This window comes from Massilia sp. CF038 (genome assembly GCF_900129765.1).
Classification (GTDB): domain Bacteria; phylum Pseudomonadota; class Gammaproteobacteria; order Burkholderiales; family Burkholderiaceae_D; genus Telluria_A.
Map to the genome: position 1 here is coordinate 1,426,442 of NZ_FQWU01000001.1, position 24,156 is coordinate 1,450,597.

The 24,156-nt window shown below is 63.8% G+C and carries 16 protein-coding genes; 4 read left to right on the forward strand and 12 right to left on the reverse strand.

Translation table 11 applies throughout. The annotated features are described in order from the left end of the window. Positions 1–103: 103 nt before the first annotated feature. Positions 104–562, forward strand: a complete 459-nt coding sequence (locus BUC24_RS06600; protein ID WP_073213279.1) for a nuclear transport factor 2 family protein — start codon at positions 104–106, stop codon at positions 560–562. Positions 563–571: 9 nt separating this feature from the next. Here BUC24_RS06600 and BUC24_RS06605 read toward each other — a convergent pair whose 3' ends face one another. From BUC24_RS06605 to cyoA, 9 genes are all read right to left on the reverse strand, one after another. Continuing rightward, entirely contained in the window at positions 572–994 is a 423-nt protein-coding gene (locus BUC24_RS06605; protein ID WP_073213280.1) for a hypothetical protein, read from the reverse strand. A gap of 64 nt (positions 995–1,058) precedes the next feature. Then, a complete protein-coding gene (locus BUC24_RS06610) occupies positions 1,059–1,961 on the reverse strand; it encodes an SMP-30/gluconolactonase/LRE family protein (protein ID WP_083598735.1) in 903 nt (300 codons plus the stop codon). Positions 1,962–2,041: 80 nt separating this feature from the next. Continuing rightward, a complete protein-coding gene (locus BUC24_RS06615; RefSeq protein ID WP_073213282.1) occupies positions 2,042–2,578 on the reverse strand; it encodes a response regulator transcription factor in 537 nt (178 codons plus the stop codon). Then, positions 2,568–3,905 carry an ATP-binding protein gene (locus BUC24_RS06620; protein WP_073213283.1) on the reverse strand — a complete coding sequence of 446 codons (1,338 nt, stop codon included), beginning with the start codon at positions 3,903–3,905 and terminating at the stop codon, positions 2,568–2,570. The genes BUC24_RS06615 and BUC24_RS06620 overlap by 11 nt, the downstream gene beginning before the upstream one ends. Positions 3,906–3,916: 11 nt before the next feature. Continuing rightward, a complete protein-coding gene (locus tag BUC24_RS06625) occupies positions 3,917–4,624 on the reverse strand; it encodes an SURF1 family protein (protein ID WP_073213284.1) in 708 nt (235 codons plus the stop codon). Further along, positions 4,621–5,022 (reverse strand): cytochrome o ubiquinol oxidase subunit IV, encoded by a 402-nt coding sequence (gene cyoD / locus BUC24_RS06630; protein ID WP_073213285.1) that lies wholly within the window; start codon positions 5,020–5,022, stop codon positions 4,621–4,623. The genes BUC24_RS06625 and cyoD overlap by 4 nt, the downstream gene beginning before the upstream one ends. Beyond that, entirely contained in the window at positions 5,019–5,639 is a 621-nt protein-coding gene (gene cyoC / locus BUC24_RS06635) for a cytochrome o ubiquinol oxidase subunit III (protein WP_073213286.1), read from the reverse strand. The genes cyoD and cyoC overlap by 4 nt, the downstream gene beginning before the upstream one ends. Beyond that, entirely contained in the window at positions 5,632–7,635 is a 2,004-nt protein-coding gene (gene cyoB, locus BUC24_RS06640; protein ID WP_073213287.1) for a cytochrome o ubiquinol oxidase subunit I, read from the reverse strand. The genes cyoC and cyoB overlap by 8 nt, the downstream gene beginning before the upstream one ends. Further along, on the reverse strand, positions 7,619–8,617 hold the full coding sequence (gene cyoA / locus BUC24_RS06645; protein ID WP_073213288.1) for a ubiquinol oxidase subunit II: 999 nt from the start codon (positions 8,615–8,617) through the stop codon (positions 7,619–7,621). Before cyoA ends, cyoB begins: the two co-directional genes overlap by 17 nt. Before the next feature lie 190 nt (positions 8,618–8,807). On the opposite strand from cyoA, the gene BUC24_RS06650 reads away from it, so the two are divergent. The 3 genes from BUC24_RS06650 to BUC24_RS06660 all read left to right on the forward strand — a co-directional run bounded on the left by BUC24_RS06650 (position 8,808) and on the right by BUC24_RS06660 (position 16,931). Next, positions 8,808–10,145 carry an MFS transporter gene (locus BUC24_RS06650; protein WP_073213289.1) on the forward strand — a complete coding sequence of 446 codons (1,338 nt, stop codon included), beginning with the start codon at positions 8,808–8,810 and terminating at the stop codon, positions 10,143–10,145. Between the two features lie 100 nt (positions 10,146–10,245). Continuing rightward, on the forward strand, positions 10,246–11,454 hold the full coding sequence (locus BUC24_RS06655) for a M48 family metalloprotease (RefSeq protein WP_073213290.1): 1,209 nt from the start codon (positions 10,246–10,248) through the stop codon (positions 11,452–11,454). Further along, a complete protein-coding gene (locus tag BUC24_RS06660) occupies positions 11,451–16,931 on the forward strand; it encodes an AAA domain-containing protein (RefSeq protein WP_073213291.1) in 5,481 nt (1,826 codons plus the stop codon). The genes BUC24_RS06655 and BUC24_RS06660 overlap by 4 nt, the downstream gene beginning before the upstream one ends. Before the next feature lie 136 nt (positions 16,932–17,067). Here BUC24_RS06660 and BUC24_RS06665 read toward each other — a convergent pair whose 3' ends face one another. From BUC24_RS06665 to BUC24_RS06675, 3 genes are read right to left on the reverse strand one after another with little or no spacing between them, the layout of a single operon-like run. Beyond that, positions 17,068–20,280, reverse strand: coding sequence for a hybrid sensor histidine kinase/response regulator (locus tag BUC24_RS06665; protein WP_083598736.1), 3,213 nt, complete (start codon positions 20,278–20,280; stop codon positions 17,068–17,070). Then, entirely contained in the window at positions 20,223–21,461 is a 1,239-nt protein-coding gene (locus tag BUC24_RS06670; RefSeq protein WP_083598737.1) for a sensor histidine kinase, read from the reverse strand. The genes BUC24_RS06665 and BUC24_RS06670 overlap by 58 nt, the downstream gene beginning before the upstream one ends. Next, positions 21,458–24,073: a sensor histidine kinase gene (locus tag BUC24_RS06675; protein WP_178372489.1), complete on the reverse strand. Its 2,616-nt coding sequence runs from the start codon at positions 24,071–24,073 to the stop codon at positions 21,458–21,460. Before BUC24_RS06675 ends, BUC24_RS06670 begins: the two co-directional genes overlap by 4 nt. Positions 24,074–24,156: the final 83 nt, after the last annotated feature.

The following is a 24,156-nucleotide window of genomic DNA, read 5'->3' on the forward strand; positions in this document are numbered from 1 at the left end:
ACAGAATCTGTGGGCAGTTTGGCGTCCGCCCCAGCCGGCTTTGATTGCGCGGGGCCGGCTTTCATGGTCAGATGCTTGTCTGACCCACGTGACAAGGCTAGCCATGCACCGACTGTTTCTTTTGCTCGTTTTCGCCGCGGCGCCACTGCAGGCGCAAACTGCCGGCCCCGCCGATCCACCATTGATTGAACGCGCCGTGCGCGACTATATCGAGTCACAGCACTTGGCCGATCCGGCCCGTATGGAACGCGCTCTCGATCCCCGGCTGGCCAAGCGCACCTACTGGCGGAAGGCCGATGGGACAGAATTCATCATGCAAACGGACTTTGCGGCCATGCTCAAGGTGGCTGGAACGTACAACCAGGACGGCAGCAAATTCCCCGCGCAGCCACGGGTCGACATCCGGATTCTCGATGTGGATCAGCGCGTTGCCACCGTCAAGCTGAGCGCAGACGAGTGGATCGACTACATGCATCTGTACAAGAATCAGAAAGGCGAGTGGAAGATCATTAACGTGCTGTGGCAGTACCACGATACGGCACGCCAGGCCAGCAAGAAGTAGTGCTCGGGCCTAGAAGCCTTCTGCCGCCAGCAACTCAAGCGACCAGTCCCTGGCGCTTTCGTAGTCGAGAAACAGCCCGCGGGGTGGGCTGCCGTCGTAAATACGTGCGTACATCGGCTCAAACAGGGCGCGGCCTTCCACATCGGCGGCGGCCACCACCGGGTTGCCAATGCAGCGCATGTGGGCCGTGGTGTAGACGATGACTTCGGCCAGCCGGTCCAGCGCCTCGGGCGGGCACAGAAGCGAGCCAGTCACAATCGTCATGTGGACGTGCGGACCCGTGGCCGCCAATTGCTTGACCATCGGATGGGCTGCCTTCATCCATGTATTGACGAGCTCAAGGTTCCACGGGCCGACCAGTTCCGACACCAGGATGCGGCCTTCCAGGCGTAGCTTGTACTCCCCGTGTGGAATGAACTTCAGTATTGGCATTGGGACGGCAGTTGGTTTGCGAAATTGTTCGTGACAATTATCGCAGGTCTTGGCAACACGCCGTTTACCGTAGCTGCTGCCACTCGTTACCAGGCCGGTCGGCCCGGAATTGCAGCAGTTGGCCTTTTTCCATTTCGGTGACATACACGGTGCGGCCATCGGGCCCGCCAAAGGCAAGGTTGCTCGGCTTGCTGCCGGGCAGGGCGATTTCGCGCAGCACGCGCCCCTTGGGGGAGAGCTTGACCACCGTGCCTTTGCCATGCCGGGTCACGTACAGGTTGCCGTCCACGTCGGTGCGCATGCCGTCCAGACCAAAATCGGCAAAGCGCGCAAACACCCGTTTGCCCGACAGGCTGCCATCAGAATCAATGGCAAACGCCCAGATGATGCGCTGCACGCTCTCACCCACATACAGGGTGCGCCCGTCAGGGCTCACTTCAATCCCGTTGGCCGTTCCCATGCCGGTCGCGACCACGCGCGCTTTTCCGGCCGTATCGATGCGCCACACCTGGCCGCCATTGTTCTTCCAGTCGGGGTCACTTGCGTACAGCACGCCGTCGGCGGTGATCGCCAGATCGTTTGGCTGGTACATGGCCTCATCATGGGCGAACACGGTCACCGCGCGCGTGGCCGGATCGATGCGTAAAATACTGTGGCCCACGTAGTCGGCCACGTAGAGCGTACCGTCCTTGCCAATGCGGATGCCGTTGCCCACGGCGTTTCCGGGCAAGGTGACAAACAGCTCCGGCGTGCCTTGGGCGACCACGCCGATAGTCTGTTGACGCGCGAAATTGACAGCGTAGAGGCGTCCGGCTGCGTCAACCGCCGGACCTTCAATGCCGGACGTGAAACTGTGGGGCGCAGTCAGGGCCGTCACAGTAAATTCGCGGGCCGGTTTGTCCTGCGCGTAGCTGCTTGATGCCAGCAGTGCCGCCAGCACCGGCATCATTGAAATCCATGTCTTCATTTGAGTGCGCCAAGAGGAGTCTGGCACCGATTGTAGCGCATCAATTGAGCGGCGATGTTCCAGCCGTGCTGTGCTTGATCCTACTTCACGCGCCGTTTTTCGAGCTTGCGCGCCAGCGTACGGCGGTGCATGCCGAGCTGGCGCGCCGCTTCTGAAATATTGAAGTTGTTCTCCGCCAGCACAGCGTGGATGTGTTCCCACTCCAGCGTTTTAATGGAGCTGGGTCGCTCGGTCTGTCCCAGCTCGGTGCTGCCGTCGACGTGACTGAAGGCCGCTTCGATGTCATCGCTGTTGGCTGGCTTGGCCAGATACTGACGGGCACCGAGCTTGATTGCGTCCACCGCCGTGCCAATGCTGGCAAAGCCGGTCAGCACCACGATCGACATGGCGGGATCGTGCGCGTGCAGCAGCTGCACGCAGGCCAGCCCCGACTGGGCACCCGCCAGCTTCAGGTCGACCACGGCGAATTCGGGTGAATTGGTCTGCAAAACGGTGCACGCCTGCTCGTAGCTGGCCGCATGCAGCACGCGATAACCGCGCCGTTCGAATGAGCGGCCCAGGGTACGGGCAAAGGCGGCGTCGTCTTCGATGATCAGCAGTTCGCGTTCATCCGACATCGTCGTCTCCGATCTCGACGGCGATGGCAGCCAGCGGCAGGCTGACACGCACAGCGGCGCCGCCCTCGGCCAAATTGCGCGCCTCGACCGTGCCGCCCAGCGTGCGAGCCACATTCACCACCAGGAACAGGCCCAGGCCGCCCCCGGGGCGCCCTTTGGTGGACTGGTAAGGCGTGCCGAAGTGCGCCAGCATGTCGGGGGCAAAGCCGGGGCCGCGGTCACGCACTTCAAGCGTCACGATGCCATCGGTTTCGGTGGCGACCACACTGATCCACTGGGGCGAGGCTTCCAGTGCGTTTTCCAGCACATTCCAGATCATCTGCTTGAAGGTGGAATCCGACACCACGGCCACGTCGCGCCCGATCCGGTTTTCGTAGTGGAAGGTGCCGATGTGGCGGCCGTCGCGCCATTCGGCCACCAGCTGGTCGAGGAAGTATTTGATGCTGGTGCGCCCCGATGCTTCGCCGCGTGCTTCGCCGGCGGACATGAGGATGCCGCTGACGATGGTTTTGCAGCGCGCAAGCTGGGCCTGCATTTCACCTATCTCAGCCAGCAGCTCGGGGTTGTTGGTGAATTCGGGCATGCGGCGCCAGTCGCCCAGAATGACGGCCATGGTCGACAGCGGGGTACCAAGTTCGTGGGCCGCGCCGGAGGCCAGCAGACCCATACGCACGATGTGTTCTTCTTCCACCGCGCGCTGGCGCAGCGTGGCCAGCTGGGCGTCGCCGGCGCGCAGGTTGCGGCTGATGCGGGTGATGAAAATGGCCAGCAGCACCGCATTGAGCACCACGCTGATCAAAATCCCCTGAATATACAAACTGCTCAGGCCGTTCTGGTAGTCCTGCGGCAGCGCCAGCGGCTCGGCAAACAGCGCCAGGATTGCCAGGCACAGGCCGACAATGCCGACCACAATCCAGGTGGTCCAGCGTCTGAGCAAAATCGCGCTCAGGATTACCTGCAGCAGGTACAGGAAGACAAAAGGGTTGCTCATGCCGCCGCTCAGGTACAACTGGGCCGTCAGGCTGGCCACATCCATCAGCAGGGCCAGAAACACCTGGCCGTTGGTGACGGTGCGCTCTTCCTGCCAGCGCAAATGGCTGAACAAATTAAAGGCGATCAGGCAGGCCAGCACTTGCAGCATGGGCGCCAGCGGCAATTGCACCCCAAAGCCGAGGGTAACCGTGGCGATCGTGGTGATCTGGCCGGCCACCGCAATCCAGCGCAGCTCGATCAGATACTGCATGTTGCGGTAGCCCGCGGCGTGGCGCGCGGTTGCGGTGGGCCGCGGCGCCTGCTGCCAGGCGGCCTGTCCGATGGTTCGTTGCATGGTTCTGCCCTTCAGCTGGTCGACGGTTGGCCGGTGCGCGCGACCAGCACGCAGCCGCCGGCCGCCATCAAGCTTAATGCAAACCAGGTGATTGCGTACACCAGATGATTGTTATTGAATGCGATAACGGTCAAGCCGCCCACCGGCGCGCCGGTGGCCGCACCAGGCGTCGCATCCTGGTCGAGGAAGTAGGGGGCCACAGGGCCCAGGCCGCGGGCGGCGGCAATGGCTTGCACATTGCGGGTGTACCAGCGCTGGGTGCCAGGATCGTTTTCGCGCAGCAGGGGCTTGTCGCGCTCACTCATGCGCAGCAGGCCGGTAATGCTGGTGTGCCCAGGGCCGGCAGGCGGCGCAGCGCGCCCTGGCACATAGCCCCGGTTGACCAGAACGGTGCTGCCATCATCGCTGCGAAACGGGGTCAGTACCCAGTAGCCGGGGCCCAGTACGGTGGAAGCCTGCACCAGCGTGGCGTCATCGTCCTGAAAGCGGCCGCTCAGGCGCAGGTGGCGGTATTCATCCTGGTCCCGCCGCAGGCGCGGCCAGCTGGTGGGCGGGGGCGCGGCAGCCGGCGCAGCGTGGACCCGCGCGTCAACCTGGGCAATCAGGGCTTGCTTCCACTGCAGGCGCTGCACTTGCCAGACGCCCAGTGCGAGCAACAGTGCGCTGAGCACGGCCAGGCACAGTACCACGCTCCAGCGCGCCCGGCGCGACCGCGTCATGGGGTGTCGGCATGCATGGTGTGGTTCATCATGCCTGGCATCATGTTGTGGTTGAGGTGGTACATCACCCAGATCGATCCGCTCAGCATGATCACCAGCAGCATGAAGGTAAACAGCAGGGCCAGCAAGGACCAGCCGCCTTCGGCCTTGGTGTTCATGTGCAGGAAGTACACCATGTGCACGACGATCTGTACGGCGGCTAGGGCCAGCAGCACGAAGCCGGTCATGCTGGAGCTGGTGATCACCTTGCCCATCACCAGCCAGAATGGAATGGCGGTCAGGACCACGGCCAGCACGAAGCCGATCACATAGCCGCGCAGGGTGGAGTGGGGGCCGCTGTCGTGGTCATCGTGGTGGTCATGATCGTGGCCGCTTGGCGTGTGCGAAGGTGCGCTCATGGCAGCACTCCCATCAGGTAGACAAAGGTGAAGACGCCGATCCAGACGACGTCGAGGAAGTGCCAGAACATCGACAGGCACATCAGGCGGCGGCGGTTTTCCGGCGTCAGCCCATGCTTGCCCAGCTGGACCATCAGCGTCACCAGCCAGATGATGCCCGAGGCGACGTGCAGGCCGTGCGTGCCCACCAGCGTGAAGAAGGCAGTCAGGAAGCCGCTGCGCTGCGGGCCGGCGCCTTCGCCGATCAGGTGCGCGAACTCGTACAGTTCCAGGCCGATGAAGCCGGCGCCCAGCAAACCGGTGATGCCCAGCCAGATCAGGGTGGCGCGCAGGCGCCGCCGCTGCATTTCGAGCATGGCAAAGCCGAAGGTGATCGACGAGAGCAGCAGCAGCGAGGTGTTGAGCGCCACCAGCGGCAGATCGAACAGTTCTGCGCCGGTGGGGCCGCCCGCGTAGTTGCGCCCCAGGACAGCGTAAGTCGCGAACAGCGCGGCAAACACCAGGCAATCGCTCATCAGGTAAATCCAGAAACCGAGCAGGGTGCCGTTTTCAGGATGGTGTTCGCGCACGTAAAAACGGGCGCTTGGGTCGGTGGCGGGGAGCGTAATATCAGACATGGCTATCCAGCATCAGGGAGCGACTGTGTTCGGTCCGGGCGACCTGCTCGGCCGGAATGAAGTAGTCGCGTTTGTAATTGAAAGTGTGAACGATGATCGCGGCCAGCAGGGCAACTGCACCCACGCCGGCGATGAGCCACATGTGCCAGATCAGGGCGAAGCCCACCAGGCCGCTGAGCATGGCGATGACGAAGCCGGCACCGGTATTTTTTGGCATATGGATCGGCATGAAGTTCTCGCGCGGACGGGCATACGCGTTCGCTTTCATGTCGGCCCAGGTATCGTTGTCATACACCTGGGGCGTGAAGGCAAAGTTGTAGTCCGGCGGCGGCGACGAGGTCGACCACTCGAGCGTGCGGCCATTCCAAGGGTCGCCCGTCACATCGCGCAGGGCGGCGCGGTTGCGGTAGCTGACCACGAACTGGATCAGCATCGAAGCAATCCCCAGCGCGACCAGCACGGCGCCAATGGCGGCCACCACAAACCAGATCTGTAGTGAGGGGTCGTCAAAGTGGCTGACACGGCGCGTCACGCCCATCAGGCCAAGTACATACAGCGGCATGAAGGCCAGGTAGAAGCCGACCACCCAGAACCAGAACGAGCATTTGCCCCAGAATTCATCGAGCTTGTAGCCGAAGGCTTTCGGGAACCAGTAGTTAATGCCAGCGAAGACGCCAAACACCACGCCACCAATGATCACGTTGTGGAAGTGCGCAATCAGGAACAGGCTGTTATGCAGCACGAAGTCAGCCGCCGGCACCGCCAGCAGCACGCCGGTCATGCCACCGATAACGAAGGTGATCATGAAAGCGATGGTCCACAGCATGGGCAGCTCGAAGCGGATGCGGCCACGGTACATGGTAAACAGCCAGTTGAAGATCTTGGCCCCGGTCGGGATCGAGATGATCATGGTGGTAATACCAAAGAACGAGTTGACCGAGGCGCCAGAACCCATGGTGAAGAAGTGGTGCAGCCAGACCAGGTAGGACAAAATGGTAATGACTACGGTGGCATACACCATCGAGGTGTAGCCGAACAGGCGCTTGCCCGAGAAGGTCGACACCACTTCCGAGAACACGCCAAACACCGGCAGGATCAGGATATACACCTCGGGGTGGCCCCAGATCCAGATCAGGTTCACATACATCATGGCGTTGCCGCCCAAATCGTTGGTGAAGAAGTGGGTGCCGGCCATGCGGTCGAGCGAGAGCATGCCCAGAACCGCGGTCAGTACCGGGAAGGCGGCCACGATCAGCACGTTGGTGCACAGTGAGGTCCAGGTAAATACAGGCATCTTCATCAGCGTCATGCCGGGCGCGCGCATTTTGACGATGGTGGCGATCAGGTTGATCCCGGATAGCAGCGTGCCTACCCCGGCGATCTGCAAGGACCAGATGTAGTAATCCACGCCCGGATCGGGGCTGGCCATGATGCCCGACAGGGGCGGGTAGGCCAGCCAGCCGGTGCGGGCGAATTCACCCACGAACAGCGACACCATGGTCAGGCCGCCGCCGGCTGCCGTCATCCAGAACGAGAAGTTGTTCAGGAAGGGGAAGGCGACGTCGCGCGCACCGATCTGCAGCGGCACCACGTAGTTCATCAAGCCAGTCACGAGCGGCATGGCCACGAAGAAGATCATGATCACGCCGTGCGCGGTAAAGATCTGGTCATAGTGGTGGGGCGGCAGGAAGCCGGCGTTGTCGCCAAAGGCCATGGCTTGCTGGGCGCGCATCATCAGGGCGTCGGCAAAGCCGCGCAGCAGCATGACGATACCGAAGATGATGTACATGATGCCGATTTTTTTGTGGTCGATACTGGTGATCCAGTTGCGCCACAGCGGGCCCCATTGCTTGAAATAGGTGAGGGCGCCCAGCATGGCTGCGCCGCCAAGCGCCACCATGATGAAGGTCGCGATCAGGATCGGCTCGTGGAGGGGAATCGCTTCCCAGGACAGCCGCCCCAGCAGCGGCATCGATTGATCAATATTGTTTTGCATTGTTCGCCTCTACGGATACGGTTGGCTTGACACAGAAGCTGTCAATGCCCGATTGCGCCAGCTGGCCTGGTGGCGTTGCAACGTTGAGCTGGCCCATCATCTGGCTCATGCACATGGTGCCCGGCTCGACGCAGCGCTCGACAATGGCGTCAAACAGGCCGATTTCGGCTGTGCTGAAGTGGCGCACTGCGTCTTTGATGCTGGGTTTTTCCAGTTGCAGGTAAGTGGCGCGGTCCAGCGCGCCGCCGCCGGCCTTGACCGAGCGGACCCATTCTTCAAAGCCTGCCGCATCTTTGCCATGGAACTTGAAGCGCATGTCCGAGAAGCCTGCGCCGCTGTAGTTGGCGGAAAAGCCCTCGTACACGCCATGCTTGTTGATGACGGCATTGAGCGTGGTCTGCATGCCCGGCATGGCGTAAATCTGACCAGCCAGTGCGGGCACATAGAAGGAATTCATCACGGTCGAGGCGGACAGCTTGAACTGCACCGGCACGTCGACCGGCGCCACCAGTTCATTGACGGTGGCGATGCCTTGTTCCGGATAGATGAACAGCCATTTCCAGTCCATGGCGACCACTTCCACCACCAGCGGCTTGACGTTGGGGGCCAGCGGACGGGCCGCATCGATCCGGCTCAGGGGGCGGTAGGGGTCAAGGACGTGGGTACTGATCCAGGTGATCAGGCCCAGCGCAATAATGATCAGGAGCGGTGCGCCCCAGATGACCAGTTCGAGGCGGGTGGAGTGGTCCCAGTCGGGTGCGTAAGTGGCCGAAGTGTTGCTTGCGCGATAACGCCACGCAAACACAATGGTCAGGATGATGACCGGCACAATGATCAGCAACATCAGCACGGTCGACACAACAATCAGTTGTGCCTGCTGAGCGGCGATGTCGCCGGACGGCTTCATCACCACCGTATTGCAGGCGGTAAGCAGCGCTAGGGGCGAGAGCAATATTGCACGGCGTACAAGAGGGGCAATCATGCGGTTCTATGTTCTGGTGAGTCGAGCTTCGTACTCTACAGATTGGAACCATGCCCGGCGATTGGACAAATTGTCCCACCCCCTGCGCACGCCTTGGGCAGCGATGGACAAACCGTCCCCCTCTGGTGCATGATGAGCTCGGGCCTGCCATCACGGCCAGCCTACCTAGAACAAGCAGGAGACAAAGCGCATGTCCACCACCCATACCGCCCCGTACGGCGCCGACGCCGGCGCCCTCAGCGCCGACGCGCGCCGCATCAACGCCGACCATTCGGCCATTTCGCCTGGCGAAATCGCCATTGGCGTGGTGATCGGGCGCGCCTCCGAGTATTTTGACTTCTTCGTGTTTGCCATCGCCTCGGTGCTGGTGTTCCCGTCGGCGTTTTTCCCGTTTGCCGACCGGCTCACGGGCACCCTGTACGCCTTCGTCATTTTTTCGTTCGCCTTCGTCGCGCGCCCCATCGGTACCGCGCTGTCGATGGCGATTCAGCGCCGCTACGGGCGCGAAGTCAAGCTGACCACGGCGCTGTTCCTGCTGGGCGTGTCCACAGCCGGCATCGCGTTCCTGCCTACTTATGCCCAGCTGGGCAGCAAGGCCATCGTTCTGCTGGCCATTTTGCGGGTGGGACAGGGCCTGGCCCTGGGTGGATCCTGGGATGGCTTGCCCTCGCTGCTGGCCCTGAATGCACCGGCCAACCGGCGCGGCTGGTACGCCATGCTCGGTCAATTGGGCGCACCGGTCGGTTTCGTCATCGCGGCCGGCGTATTCTGGTTCCTGCTGTCGAATGTCACCAGTGCCGACTTCCTTGACTGGGGCTGGCGCTATCCCTTCTATGTGGCGTTTGCCATCAACGTGGTGGCCTTGTTTGCCCGTCTGCGGCTCATTTCCACCAATGAGTACGCGCATTTACTCGAAGACCGCGAGCTGCAGCCCACGCCGTTTGGCGAAATGTCGCGCAACCAGGGCCGCAATGTATTTATTGGCGCGCTGGCAGCGCTGGCCAGCTACGCCCTGTTCCACCTGGTGACGGTGTTCCCGCTTTCCTGGATCATGCTGTATTCCTCACGTCCGGTTACCGGATTCCTGGTCATTCAGATGTTTGGCGTGGGCCTGATGGCGATCGGCGTAGTTGCGTCGGGCTGGATCGCCGACCGCATTGGCCGCCGCACCACGCTGGGTACCCTGGCGGTGCTGATTGCCGTCTTCAGCTTCTTTGTGCCGGCCCTGATGGGCGGAGGCGAGCGAGGTCAGGACTGGTTCCTGCTGATCGGCTTTACGCTTCTGGGCCTGTCGTATGGTCAGGCTGCCGGCGCCGTGACCGCCAATTTCCCGGCCCGCTACCGCTACACGGGCGCGGCCATCACGTCCGACCTGGCCTGGCTGGTGGGCGCCGGCTTTGCGCCACTGGTGGCCCTGGCTCTCGCGGCCAAATTCGGGCTGGTGTACGTAGGACTGTATCTGTTGTCGGGTGCGGTGTGTTCGCTGGCCGCGCTTAGCCTGAACCGGGCGCTTGATATTCGCGATTAAGTGCCGGTCAGAGGCGGTTTGTCAGGGAAATGATTGCAAAATGCGGTAGCATTGAGGCAATTTAATTCCCTGGCGTCTGCGCCAGCAAGGAACTCTGACATTGGAATCCCACAGTTTGCCTCCTGCCGCGCGCGACGCCAGCGCCCTGCACCCTTTACCCTATCACGCCACCATTGCCGACTACCTGCAGCGCCACGAGCCTGACGTGTGGCGCTGGGCTGCGGCGCGCGCCACCGTGGACGAGCAGCGCGAATCGCTACGCACCATGCTGCTGCGCGATACGTACCGGATCGACGCCCAGGCCCACGCCGAGGTGCATATGGCCCTGGCGACGGCCATGCAGCGCTTGCAGATCGAGGCGCCTGCTACCTTGTACCAGTCGGCCGGGCAGGAGATGAATGCCTCGCTCGTGTACGTGCCGGGCGAAATCCACATCGTGTTGCATGGCCCGCTGCTGGAGCGGATGTCGGCGCCCGAACTGCTGGCCGTGTTTGGCCACGAACTGTCCCATTATTTGCTGTGGTCGTGCGACGAAAGCCGCCACCTGGTCACTGACCGCATTCTGGGCGATACGGTGCGTACGCCCACGTCCACCCGCAGCCAGGAAGAAACCTACCGCCGCTACAGTCTGCACACCGAATTGTTTGCCGACCGTGGCAGTGCGGTGGCAGCCGGCAGCGTGGGCGCCGCCGTTGCCGCCCTGGTCAAGGTGCAAACCGGGATTGCGGCAGTCGATCCTGACGCGTATCTGCGCCAGGCAGCCGAAGTGGACGCCAAGGAGGCGGGCGCCAGCGCCCAGTTCAGCCATCCTGAAACCTTTATTCGTGCCCGCGCCCTGGCGCTGTGGTGGGACCAGTCCGACCAGCTGGACGCCTGGCTCGAACAGCGCCTGCACGGCATGCTGTCGCTTGAACGGCTGGACCTGCAAGGCCAGTTGCGCCTGCAGGCGATGACACGCGGCTTTGTGGCCCATTTCCTGGATGCGAACGCATTTGCATCAGATGCCGTCATGGCCCAGGTGCGCATGCTGTTTCCCGACTGGCGTGAGGATGAAGCAGCGCTGGCGCCGCAAGCCTTCGATGCGGCGCAGGTCGACGACAGCGTGCGCCATTATTTGAATGCACTCATGCTCGACCTGGCCCTGGCCGACCCTGATCAGCAGGATGCAGCGCTGCTGCGTGCAGGCCGCATTGCCCAGGCGATGGGCAGTTACGACGCGCTCCTCAAGAACCTGCAGCGTGACGCCGGTTTTGGCAGGCGTGAGCTCGATCGCTACAAACGCCAGTTGGCCAAGGAGGTGCAGCCATGAGTGGTCCCGAAGCGCACACCCTGGACACATTGATTGCCGCCCAGGCGGGACAACCCCTGTCTACCGACGATGTGCTGATGCTGCTGTTGCCCCTGTTTAGTCAGGTGGCGGCCCTGCATGCCGAAGGCAAGGTCGCCGCCCTGGATGCGGACGCCGTACTGGTGGGCGACGAGGGCGGTCTGGTTCTGCGCTCGCCCCTGGGGCAGGCGCCGCGCATGCAGATCGACGCGCTGCACCAGGTGCAGCCGAATCCCGCATCGGGACTCAACATTATCGGCGCGCTGCGCCGCGAACAGGAAGACAGCGGGCGCGAGAACGTGTCCGATCTGGCCCTGCAATTCGACGCCAATGCACCGATTGTGCGCCCCGTCTACCTGCCCGGGTCGATGACCTGGGAGCAAAGCCTTGGCCACCATGACGAGATCACCGACGTCTTCTCGCTCGGGATGATCCTGGCCAGCCTGGCGTGCGGCCTGGATTTTACGGACGAAGCAGACCTGCAATCGTTCGTGACCCATCGGCGCAACCTGTTTGAACTGGTGGATCGGCTGAACCCGATCGTGGCGGCCATCATCGTCGACATGACCGAGATTAACCGGCACCAGCGGGCCACCGACGTGGCCGCCCTGTGCACCCAGCTGCGCAACTGGCGCGAGCAACCCATGGCATTGGATGTGGACCGGGCACTGTCCGGCGCCAAAGGAGCCGCGCCGCGCCGCATGGCCGTGCTGGCGCACTTGCGCGACCGCCTGTTCGATCTGTCGCGCCGCAACCGCCTTCTGTACTTCCGTCCGAGCGCTTCCACGGTCAACCTGACCGTGGCCAGCGTGCCGCTGATGCTGCAGATTGACAGCGTGCGGGCAGAGCAGATCTGTACCTGGGGTGGGCCGTTCGCGCAAGCGCTCCTGTCAGGCAAACCGGTGGCCTTGCAAAGCTGGCTGCGGTTTGACGACCAGCCTTACCTGCCGCCGGCGCTGGACCAGCTGATCAGCGAAACCCGGCGCGACCGCGCAGAATTCGGCTTCAGTAATCTGCGGGTGGTGGTGGCATTCCTGCGCTGGCACAATCTGAAGGAGACGCCTGAAGAACGGATCGTCACGCCGCTCCTGTGGCTGCCGCTGGAACTGGCCAAGCGCAAAGGCGTGCGCGACCAGTATCTGGTGCAGTGCGCCGGCAGCGAAGCTGAGTTCAATCCCGTGCTGCGGCACCAGCTGCAGCAGCTGTACGATATCGAGCTGCCAGAGACGGTCGACCTGGAGACGACCACCATCGCCGCGATTCATGCCGACATTCTGGCGCAGATCCGCCGCACCGAGCCGGCTGTTGAACTGCGCCTGGTCGACAAGGTGGCAATCAAGATGGTGCGCCAGAAAGCCATGCAGCGCATGCAGCAATACCAGCGCCGCCGTCCTGGTACGGCGCGCCGCGCCAGTGCGGGCTGGCTGCCGCCCTATAGTTATGCGCGCGACGATTACCGCCCACTGGGCCGCGCCCTGTTCGAGCATTATGTGCGTCCGGCGGAACTGCCGCAGCGCTTTGAAGCGGGCGCCGCGCCCGGTCCGAGTACGCGCCAGCCGCAGATGGTCGAGGCGGTGGAGGAGCGCGAAGGCTATGTCCTGCAGGAGTCCGAAGGCCACCGCTACGCCTGGGACCTGGACCTGACCCAGGTCACACTGGCCAACTTTAATTACAAAAAAATGTCGCTGGTACGCGACTATGCGCAGTTGCTCGATGGCGCAAGCGCCAATCCCGCCTTTGACCGCGTGTTTTCGATCGAGCCACGCGCTGTTGAAACGAATACGCCACCGCCGTTGCCGGCAGCGGAACAATGGAGCGTGGTGGCATCCGACGCCACCCAGCAGACCGCAGTAGCGCTGGCGCGCAGTGGCCGCAGCTTCATCATCCAGGGTCCACCTGGCACTGGCAAGTCGCAGACCATTACCAATCTGATTGCCGACTACGCCGGGCGCGGCAAGCGCGTGCTGTTCGTGTGCGAAAAGCGCGCCGCGCTGGATGTGGTGTTCCACCGCCTGAAGCACAGCGGTCTGGAAGCGCTGTGCTGCCTGATTCACGATTCGCAGACCGACAAAAAAGCGTTCATCGCCGACTTGAAGGCATGCTACGAGCGCTGGATCGGCCAGACCGACGAAGGCGCGACGCTGGCGGCCCAGCGCGATGCGCTGGTCGAGCGGGTCGATGCGCACCAGCGCTTGCTCGATACCTTCGAAGCGGCGATGGGTGGCGTGACGGCAGAGTTAGGGATGCCGGTCCGCGCACTGCTGCGCCGCCTGGCTGCCTTGCCTGCCGCGCCACAGGCCGGACCGGCCCTGCGCGAGCAGCTACCGTCATACGCGGCCTGGCTGCAGCAGGGCGACCTGCCCGAACGCGTGCACCGGACCATGCGCGAGCGCTTCGGTCTGGACAGCCTGGCAGCCCATCCGTTCAGCCGCCTGGGCCGAACCTTGCTCCTCGACGAGCACGCCTACAGCCGCACCGGCCAGTTATGCGAGACACTGGAAGCCGTCTTCGATACCCTGGATCCGCTGCTCGACAGTCAGGCTGCGTTGATCAATGCCGACGACCAGCTGGCGCCTGCCGCCGCCATCGCCGCAGATTGCCAATGGCTGCTTGACAGTGGCCTGGTCAGCCACCTGAACCTGCTCGACACAGGTAGTACTGCCCATGCGGCGTTGCGTACGGCGCGCCAGGATCTGGCCGCACGCGCTGCCGCCTTGGCAGGCACCCAAGCGGCAACTGGCAATTGGCGCGACAAACTAAGCCCGGACGACACCGACAGTGCGCTGACCCAGGTACGCGCCATGGAGCCGTCCATTATGCGCTGGCTCAACCCGGCATGGTGGCGCTTGCGCGCTGAGCTCAAACGCCGCTACGACTTTGCGCAGCACGCTATCCATCCCGGTTACACCAAAGTACTGGCCGCACTGGCCGACGAGCACGCGGCCGCGCGCGCGCTGGAAGCTGCCGACAGCGGCTACCGCGTCCAGTACGGGGTCGAACGCATGCAAGCGTTTATGCAGCATTTCGATACGCTGGAAAAGCGTCTGCAGCAGAACGACGGACCGCACCGCCTCATTACGCAGCTGCGCGCCTTGGCCGATCCAGTCAGCCCGGCGCGCATGGCTGCACGCTCGCATGCGGCGCTGGCGCAGCTGGTGCAGCATGCCGCTGCGCTGCGGCTCGAACGCGACACTACCCTCGGCCAGGTGAGCGAACTGGCACGCGATTTGCGCGAGTCACTCGACGAACTGCCAGATCTGCTGCCGCTGCTGCGCGCCGTCGACGGTGCCGATCCTGCGTGCGCTTTTGTGATGCAGCGCATCGATCAGGCACCTTTAGCCTGCGAAGCGTTGATCGCTGATGAAACCTTGAGCCGCCTGGAACGCGGCAATCCTGTACTGGCCAGTTTTGGTGGCGCGGCACTGGCGCAGACTGCCCGCATTGTGGCGCAGGGGCAGCGCGATTTGCTGGCCCTTAATGCGCAACTGGTGGGCGCCAAACGGCATACCCTGTTTGCCGACCATGTGCATACCTCGTCGCTGGCGGCGGGGCAGCTCGACGCCGACGGCAAGAATTTCAAGAAGTCGTATGCGACCGGACGGCGCGAGCTTGAGCATGAATTCGGCAAGAGCATGCGTCACCGTTCGATCCGCGATCTGAGCGATGATGAAACGGGGATGGTCGTCAACGACCTGAAGCCGGTGTGGCTGATGAGCCCATTGTCCGTTTCCGATACCTTGCCGCTGTCGGCCGACTTGTTCGACGTGGTTATCTTCGACGAAGCCAGCCAGATTCCGACCGAAGAAGCCGTCCCGGCCCTGAGCCGGGCGCGCCAGGTGATTGTGGTGGGCGACGAAATGCAGCTGCCGCCGACCAGTTTCTTCAGTGCCGGCGCGGGCGAGGCCGACAACGAGATCGTGGTGCAGGAGGAGGGCGAGAGCATCGCCATCAGCCTCGACTCGGACAGCCTGCTGAATCAGGCGGCGCGCAATCTGCCGGCCACCATGCTGGCCTGGCACTACCGAAGCCGTCACGAAGCGCTGATCAGCTTCTCCAATGCGGCCTTCTATGACGGTCGCCTGGTCACCATTCCCGACCGCGCGCTGGAACAGCAGCGCGACCAGACCTTGCTGGTGCGGTCCGACCAGCATGGTGTGGGCGAACTTGCCAGCGCCGCCGTGATGGCGCAGCCGATCAGCTTCCATCGCATTGCCGATGGCGTGTATGTGGAGCGGCGCAATGCGCCTGAAGCGCGCTACATCGCCGAAATGGTGCGCGACCTGCTGCGCCGCGACACGGGCATGAGCCTGGGCGTCGTGGCGTTCTCGGAAGCCCAGCAAAGCGCCATCGAAGCGGCGCTTGAAGCGCTGGCCGAGGAAGATGCCGACTTTGCCACCAATCTGGCGCGCGAATACGTGCGCGAGGACGAGGACCAGTTCAACGGTCTGTTTGTCAAAAACCTCGAGAACGTGCAGGGCGACGAGCGCGACGTAATCATCCTCAGTATCTGCTACGCGCCTGGGCCGGAGGGCAAGATGCTGATGAACTTTGGGCCGATCAATCAGCGCGGCGGCGAAAAGCGCCTCAACGTGATCTTCAGTCGTGCAAGGCACCGCATGGCGGTGGTGTCGACCATTCAGGCCGAGGCCATCACCAACGTCCACAACGACGGCGCAGCTGCCTTGCGCAGCTTCCTGCAGTTTGCCCAGGCAGGTGCTGCGGGCAAGTTCGAGCAGGCCCAGGCCGTGCTGGGCGCCATGAACCACGGCGCACGCAACGCCTTTGCCCGCGCCACGGCGGCGGACAGCATCCGCGATGCCATCGCAGACGCGCTGCGCGCACGTGGCCACGACGTGCATGTCGACGTGGGCCGCTCGCAGTTCCGCTGCGACCTTGCCATCGTCGCCAAAGACCGTCAGACCTATGCGCTGGCTATCCTGCTCGACAAAGCGGATAGCGCTGCGGTCGATACGGTGGAGCGCTATGTGTTCCGTCCAGGCGTGCTGCGCAGCTTTGGCTGGCAGGTGCTGGATATTCCGGGCAAGGATTGGCGCGCTGATCCCGGCGCCGTCCTGCTGCGCATTGAAAGCATGCTCACGTCGGGCGAAGATCGGGCGCTGGCCCAGGAGATTGTCACACTGGTGCAGCATGTGCCTCGGATTGCGAAGCCGGTGCCGGAAACAGCATCGGTGCCGGCCGCTGAGCCGGATCCTGCAGCATCTGATGCGCCGCCCTCAGGCGCGGCGCCAGATGCGGCGGCATCACTGCGTTTCGAGCAGGGAACTTCCCGTAAATTCTGGCGCGCCAGCGTGAGCGCTTGCGACCTGCGCGTGACGTACGGCCGTATCGGTACGGCTGGCCAGGAGATCGTGAAGCAGTTCGAGAGCGCAGAACGAGCGCGCCGCGAAATGGACAAGCTGGTCGCCGAGAAGCTGCGCAAGGGGTACGTTGAAGAATGAGGCATGTTGGCAAAAACCTGTGGCTGTTGACCGTACATCGTCCTCGCGGAGGCGGGGACCCATACCACATCGCCGGAGTTGTTGAGATGGTATAGGCCCCCGCCTCCGCGAGGGCGACGTTGTGGATATATTGTGATCACAGGGAGTCAATCGAGTGCTTCAAGCGCGCCAAGTACGGCCCCAAGTCCGTCAACTGCGCATCAATACCGTCCAGTCCCGCACCAATGGTCTGTTCCAGCTGCGCTGCCATGGCCGCGAGATCGGCAGCGCCAATATTGGCGGCCAGGCCGCTCAAGTGGTGCGCCAGCCTGAGTGCGCGTTCGCGCTGGCCGGCAGCCAGCGCATCACGGACTGTCTGCTCGAACCCTACGCGCAATTGGGCAAACTGCTGCAGCAGCTTGCGATAGGCGATGTCATTGCCATGCAAGCGTTCCAGCGCGTAGTCGACATCGACTCCTGCATCGCGCAGTGCCTTGAAGCTCGCCAGCGGCGCACACGGATCCGAAATCGTCTTGGGCACCCACTGCGCCAGCATCATCACCAGTTCTTCCTGGTGAATCGGCTTGGAGATATGTTCGTTCATGCCAGCGGCCAGGCAGCGTTCGCGGTCGCCGCTCATGGCGTTCGCCGTCATCGCCAGAATGGGAAGCGATGCCAGATGCGGCTGGGCGCGGATGCGCGCCGTCGCTTCGAAGCCATCCATGACCGGCATCTGGCAATCCATCAGCACCGCGTCGAAACGCTGCTGCGCCAGCAGTTCCAGCGCCACCTGGCCGTTGCCCGCCACCTGCACCGACAAGCCGGCAGTGGTGAGAATTTCGAGCGCGAGTTCCTGGTTCACCTCATTGTCTTCGACCAGCAGTACGCTCGCCCCGCGCAGCACCTGCATTGCCGCACCGAGACGGCGCTGCGGCAGGGGACGCGGCAATGTCGCGCGGCCCTGGTGCAGCCCGCTGACGATGGCGTCCAGCACCGACGATGGTGTGACCGGCTTCTCCAGCACTCCCAATTGCGCCAGATCCGCCGACTGCGCCAGCAAGTCGTCGCGGTTGTAGGCGGTGACCATGACAATCGACAGGGTCCGCGCGATGGCCGGGTTGGCACGGATGGCGCGGATCGCTTCCAGCCCGTCCATGGTGGGCATGATCCAGTCCATCAGCACCAGTTGATACGGGTCGCCCGCCGTTTGCGCTTCGGCCAGTTCGGTGATTGCGGCCTGCGCCGAGGTGGCGCATACGGTCCGCATGCGCAGCGAAGCCAGTATATTCTGCATGATTTCACGCGCGGCGGCGTTGTCGTCGACCACCAGTACCTTGAGCGCCGCGACTTCGGCACGGGCGTCTGGTGCTGGCGCAAGCGTACCTTCGTGCCGCCCCAGACGCGCGGTGAAGCTGAAGGTCGTCGCACCCGGCTCGCTGCTGGCCAGCCACAGGCGGCCATCCATCATTTCCACCAGCTTGCGGGAGATCGACAGGCCCAAACCCGTGCCGCCGTGGGTGCGCGTGGTCGAACTGTCGGCCTGGTGGAAGGCCTGGAACAGCTGGTTCGCTTGCTCGGCCGTGATGCCGATACCCGAGTCGCGCACATCAAAGCGCAGGCATACGCGGCCGCTCTCGGCCGCTTCCTGGCGCACCGCGACAATGATTTCGCCCTGTTCGGTAAACTTGATGGCGTTGTTGACCAGGTTGAGCAGCACTTGACCCAGGCGCAGTGGGTCACCCAGCATTTCCAAAGGCACGTCAGGGGCCACATCGAACAGCAGCTCCAGGCCCTTTTCCTGTGCCCTGTAGACCGTCATGCCGGCCAGGTGATCAAGCACCTGGCGCAGCACGATGGGCCGCTGCTCGAAGCGCAGCTTGCCTGCTTCGATCTTGGAAAAATCCAGAATGTCGTTGATGATGCCCAGCAGACTGTGGGCGGCGCGGTCGACCTTGTCGAGGTAGTTGCGCTGGCGTGCATCGAGCTCGGTGTTGAGCGCCAGACGGGTCATGCCGATCACGGCATTCATGGGGGTGCGGATCTCGTGGCTCATGTTGGCCAAAAATTCGCTCTTGCTGCGCGTGGCCGTTTCGGCCAGTTCCTGTGCTTTGACGGTGGCGGCCATGGCGGCGCGCTGGTCGGTCACGTCAATGCCAAAGCTCATCAGGGCGATGTCGCCGCCTTCGTCGCCCAGCACGGTATTTTGCCAGGCAATGCAGCGCTGGGCGCCCGAGGCCGTGGTGATCAGTTGTTCATCAATCAGGTACAGACCGTCCCAGCCTTCATCTGCAGGCCAGCGGCCCGACAGTTCGGGACCGAACAGCGGCAAGTCACGCCACACCTTGCCCAGCACCGCATCCGGCGCGTAGCCGGTGACGGCGCTGGCGGTGTGATTGAAGATCAGGACTTTGCCGGTCTTGTCCATGCCGACGATGATCACGTTGGCGCTTTCGATCAGGCGTTCGGTCAGCTCCTTGGCCTGACGCAGTGATTGTTCAGCTGCGTCGCGCTGGTCTTTGCTGCGGGTCAGGCTCGCGCTCATGCCGTCGAGCGCATCGAGCAGCAGGCCTGGTTCGTCGGCGAAGCGCGCGTGCCCGCGCGCGCTCAAGTCACCCGCTGCCACGCGCTGCGCCAGCGCCAGCGCTTCGTCAAGCGGTCCGGTAATACTGCGCCGTATCATGACCACCGCCGCAACGCTTGCCAGCAATGACAGCAGCAGGACGACGCGCAAGCGCGCGGTGTCGGCGTCAATGCGGGCGGCAGTGATGCTTTCGGTGCGTGATGCCACGATGGCGGCGCGCGCCACCAGCGCATCGATGGCCAGCCGATGCTGCTCGTATTCGGCTGCCATGCGTGTCTGGACGGCGTCGACCTCGTTCCGGCTGGCGCCACCCAGGGCTGGCAGCATGCGATCGAACGCGAGTGCGTAAAATCGCTGCGCGGGTTGCTCGGTTGCGTCCACCAGGTGCGCCAGATCGGCGTCCAGGCGCCGGGTGCGCCAGTGTCGCAGGCGCGCCGCGTGCTGATCACGCAGTATGCCCAGCCGCACTTCCAGGGCGCCGATGCGGCGCGCACTGGTCCCAGGCGCCGCCATTTCCAGACACACCAGCCACGATTCCATGATGTTCAGTGGCGGCGGTACGGCGTCGGCAATCAGGTCCTTGGCGCCGATGATTTCACGGTACACCGGCCCATTCACCTTGAGCTGGTCAAGCGTGCGAAACGACCAGCTGCCGTAGATGATGAAGCCGAGCGCGACGACGGCGATCAGCAGAAACAAGCGATACGACAGGTTCAGGGAGCGCAGCAGCTTCATGGAAGGGGTGGGCCAGATGAGGGAGGAACGGATATCAGGTCGGGTGCGCTGCATGGGCAGCGCACGGTAAGGCAGGTGCCGCTGCCATTGCTGCTTGCATGCACGGTGCCGCCCAGGACGTTGGTAACGAGGTTATGGACTATATACAGGCCCAGGCCCGTGCTGCGGCCCATGCGGGTCGTAAAAAACGGCTCAAATACACGCCCCAGGACTGGCGCGGCGATGCCCTTGCCATCGTCGCTGAGCGTCAGGGTTAAATGGTCAGCGTCCATATCGGCTTCCACGCGCAGACAACCGCCGTCGGACACACCATGCACCAGCGCGTTATCAAGCCACTGCAGCAGCACCTGCTCGAGCGCCAGTGGATAGGATTCCAGCACAATGGCCGGTGCCTGCTTGACCTCCAGCCGCACGCCTGCGGCCACCAGGCGTGTGCGCTGGGTCTCAAGTGTCTGCCCCAGCAAGTCGGCCAGGGCAAAGCGGCGCCGCACCGCGCCGCTCTGGTCTGCAGCGACTTGTTTGAACAGGTCGACCAGCCGCGCTGAAGTGGCCAGGTTCCGCTGCAGCAGGCCGCTGGCGACGGCGGCATCGGACAAAAACAGGTCCAGGTCGCTGCGCCGCAGTCCGCCGCTGACGGCGCCATTGAGCGCGGCCACCCGGGCGTCAAGTGCAGTCGAGGCCATGATGCAGTTGCCAATCGGCGTATTGAGTTCATGCGCGATCCCGGCCACCATCGCCCCCAGGGAAGCGAGCCGCTCGGCGCGGCGCAGTTCGTCGCGGGTGCTGTGCAGCTGCGCCATGGCTGCGTTCAGGTCCGCATTGGCTTGTGCCAGGGCGCGCTGGCTGCGTGCCAGTTTCAGGTGCGCCGCCGTGCGGGCCAGCACTTCCTCGGCCTGGTAGGGTTTGCCGATAAAGTCGATCGCACCAGCGGCAAAGCCGCGCACCTTGTCGTTGGCATCGGACATGGCCGACAGGAAGATGACGGGGATATCGCACAGGGCCGGATTGGCTTTCAGACTGCGGCACACTTCGAAGCCGTCAATGCCGGGCATGCGCACATCGAGCAGGATCAGTTCCGGTGCGCGTGCCTGTACGCTCCACAGGGCCAGCTCGCCGTCTGGTGCCTGGCGCACGGTGTAGCCGGCGCCGGATAACAGGTCGCCAAGCAGTTTGAGCGAGGCTGGCGTGTCTTCCACCACCAGCACTTCGCCCATGCTGCCGGTGCGGTCCATCATTGCGCTTGCCCGGCAAGGCTATGTTCGAGCAGCGCGCACAGGGCAGGGTAGCGGTGCGCGGCCAGCATGGTGTCGATGGCAGCTGCTGCCTCCCCATGCACCAGGCGCACGCTGGCCATGATCGCGTCGACCCGGCGCATGTCAAGCTGCTGCAAGGCGTCGCGCAATTGCACGCGTGTCTCCTCCGACAGGTCGGTCAGGCGATCCATGCTGGGCGACGCCGCTATTGCCGGGATGGCTGGCGCAGGCAATGCGGCGGGGCTGGCCGCAGCCGCGTGTGCGTCGGCCGCCACTTCGATTGCAAAGCTGAATTCCGAGCCCTGGCCGGGCCGCGACTGCACCAGCAGTTCGCTGCCAAGCAGACGCACGAACTGGCGCGAGATGGTCAGTCCCAGGCCGGTTCCCGCCTGGCTTTTGGGCGTGTCGGCCTGAATGAAGGGGTCGAAGATGCGTGCCACGTCGGCGCTGTCGATGCCCATGCCGGTATCGCCCACCACGAACGACAGCCGCTGCGTGGTCTCGGACAGTGGCGACGCCGTCACCGTCAGCCAGACCTGGCCGGCATCGGTGAATTTGACCGCGTTCGAGACGAGATTGAGCAGAATTTGCCGCAGTTTGCCGCCGTCGGTGACAATCTGCCCGACAGGTGGACAGGAGACGGTCAGCGTCAGGCCCTTCTGGCGCGCAGCCAGGCCCACCATGTCTTCCACTTCGCGCAGCAGAGCGGGCAGGTCGACGCTGCTGTGCGACAGGCGCAGCTGCCCTGCCTCGATCCGCGACAGCTCCAGAATGTCGTTGATGAGCGACAGCAGATGGTGGCCGGCGCGGTTGATGATATTCAGGTTGTGCTTTTCTTCGTCAAACAGGCTGGTGGAATCGGCCATGATGTGGGAAAAGCCGATAATTGAATTGAGCGGCGTACGCAGCTCGTGACTCATGTTAGCCAAAAACACGCTCTTGGCGCGATTGGCCGCCTGTGCATCCTGCACCGCCAATGACAGGGCGGCAGTCCGTTCGGCCACTTGGGATTCCAGCACCGCGCCGCGATCGAGCAGCTCCTGTTCGGCGCGTTTGCGGTCGCTGATGTCGACGTAGCCGCCGCGCAGCAGGGCGTCGCCAAACGAGGGCAGGGCCACCACGCTCACTTCGCACGGGAAGACGCGGCCGTCGGCAGCGCGCACCATGCGCTCGAACACCAGCTCTTCGCCGGCCAGGCTGCGCTCGGCATTGCGCTGCAGCGTTTCCCCTGGCGGCAAGCCGTCGGGCTGGTTCTCAAGGTAGTAGCGTTCGGGCCCGCCTTCGAGCAGCACGGCGCGGCTGGCGCCGAACAGCCGTTCAGCCTTGCTGTTGGCATCGACCCAGCGTTTTTTGCGCACGTCGTAGACCACGATCGCTTCTGGCGACTGTTCCACCAGCACGCGAAAGCGGCGCTCCGCCACGCGCAGACGGCGGCGCTGGAATAATAGCGTGGCGGACAGCAGCGATAGCAGGGCGATCACGGCCGCACCGCCAAGCACCAGCTGGCGGTGCTCGGCCCAGACCGAGGGCGGCCGGTTCAGGAAGACCGTGTCATGGGGCAGCAAGCCGGGGTCGATTTGCCAGCGCTGGATCTGACGCCAGTCATACATGTTTGTAATGGCGAACGGGACTTCGGTGACGCCGGGCCGCACGGCCCGGGTCCCGGCCAGAATACCAAGCATGTAGGCCACGCCGTCGGTGGCAGTGTGTTCGACGTCGCGCACGGCGCCGCCCAGTGGCCCATTCCCCATGCCAGTGCTGAACAAGGTGAACACCGGTGCTTTGGCCAGGCGGGCGATGCGCATCGCCTGGTCGTAGGCTGGCACGTTCTGGCCCAGCACATCGCGGCTGACGGGGCCCAGCAACACGACCGAATGGGGCGGCGCCCCGGCCACATGCGCCACCATACCTTCGGCCGACAGGGCATCGGTGTATTCCACTTCCAGCTTCAGGCCCATCTCGGCAATGACAGAGGCAATCAGCTGCTTGCCCTGCTGGTCGGCCGGGCCGGCACCGACGGTGACGATCACGCGCTCGGTGGCGGGGAACAGGCGCAGCGCCTGTTCCAGGGTGCGCCGCTCGCTTTCGTGCACCCGCGGCAAAATCAAGGCATGCTGCCCCAGCTTATGCAGCGGCGGCGCCGTCACATCCACCGCAAATACAGGCACCCCCGGTGCCAGATCGCGCAGTTCATCGAGGGTGAAGTCGAGTGCGGGCTGGCGCAAGGCGATGATCAAGTCGATGGGCTGGCCCTTGTACAGTTCCAGCAATTGCTCGCGCAGGCGCGGCCGGTACTGCGGTGCGTCGGCGCGGTACAGGTTCAGGTACTCGACCATCACATTGTCGCGGACGAGGCCACCGCGGTCGAACTGGTCGACCATGGTGCGCACCACCGCGTCCACGCCGGGACGGCCGTACGACGGCGACGCGAGCAGCAGCACCCGTTTGCCCGCCAGCGCTGGCGAAGGGGGCGCCGGCGCCGCCGCCCAAACGGGACTGGCCAACAGCCAGGCAAAGGCGATGAGCACGACGCTGATGCGAATCAAGGCCGGGGCTAGCTCAAAGACGCGCTGCAGTTGTTCGACTAGACCCACATCGCCCTCGCGCAGGCGGGGGCCTATGCCACGCTGCCGCATTCGGATGGGTGGAATAGGCCCCCGCCTGCGCGAGGGCGATG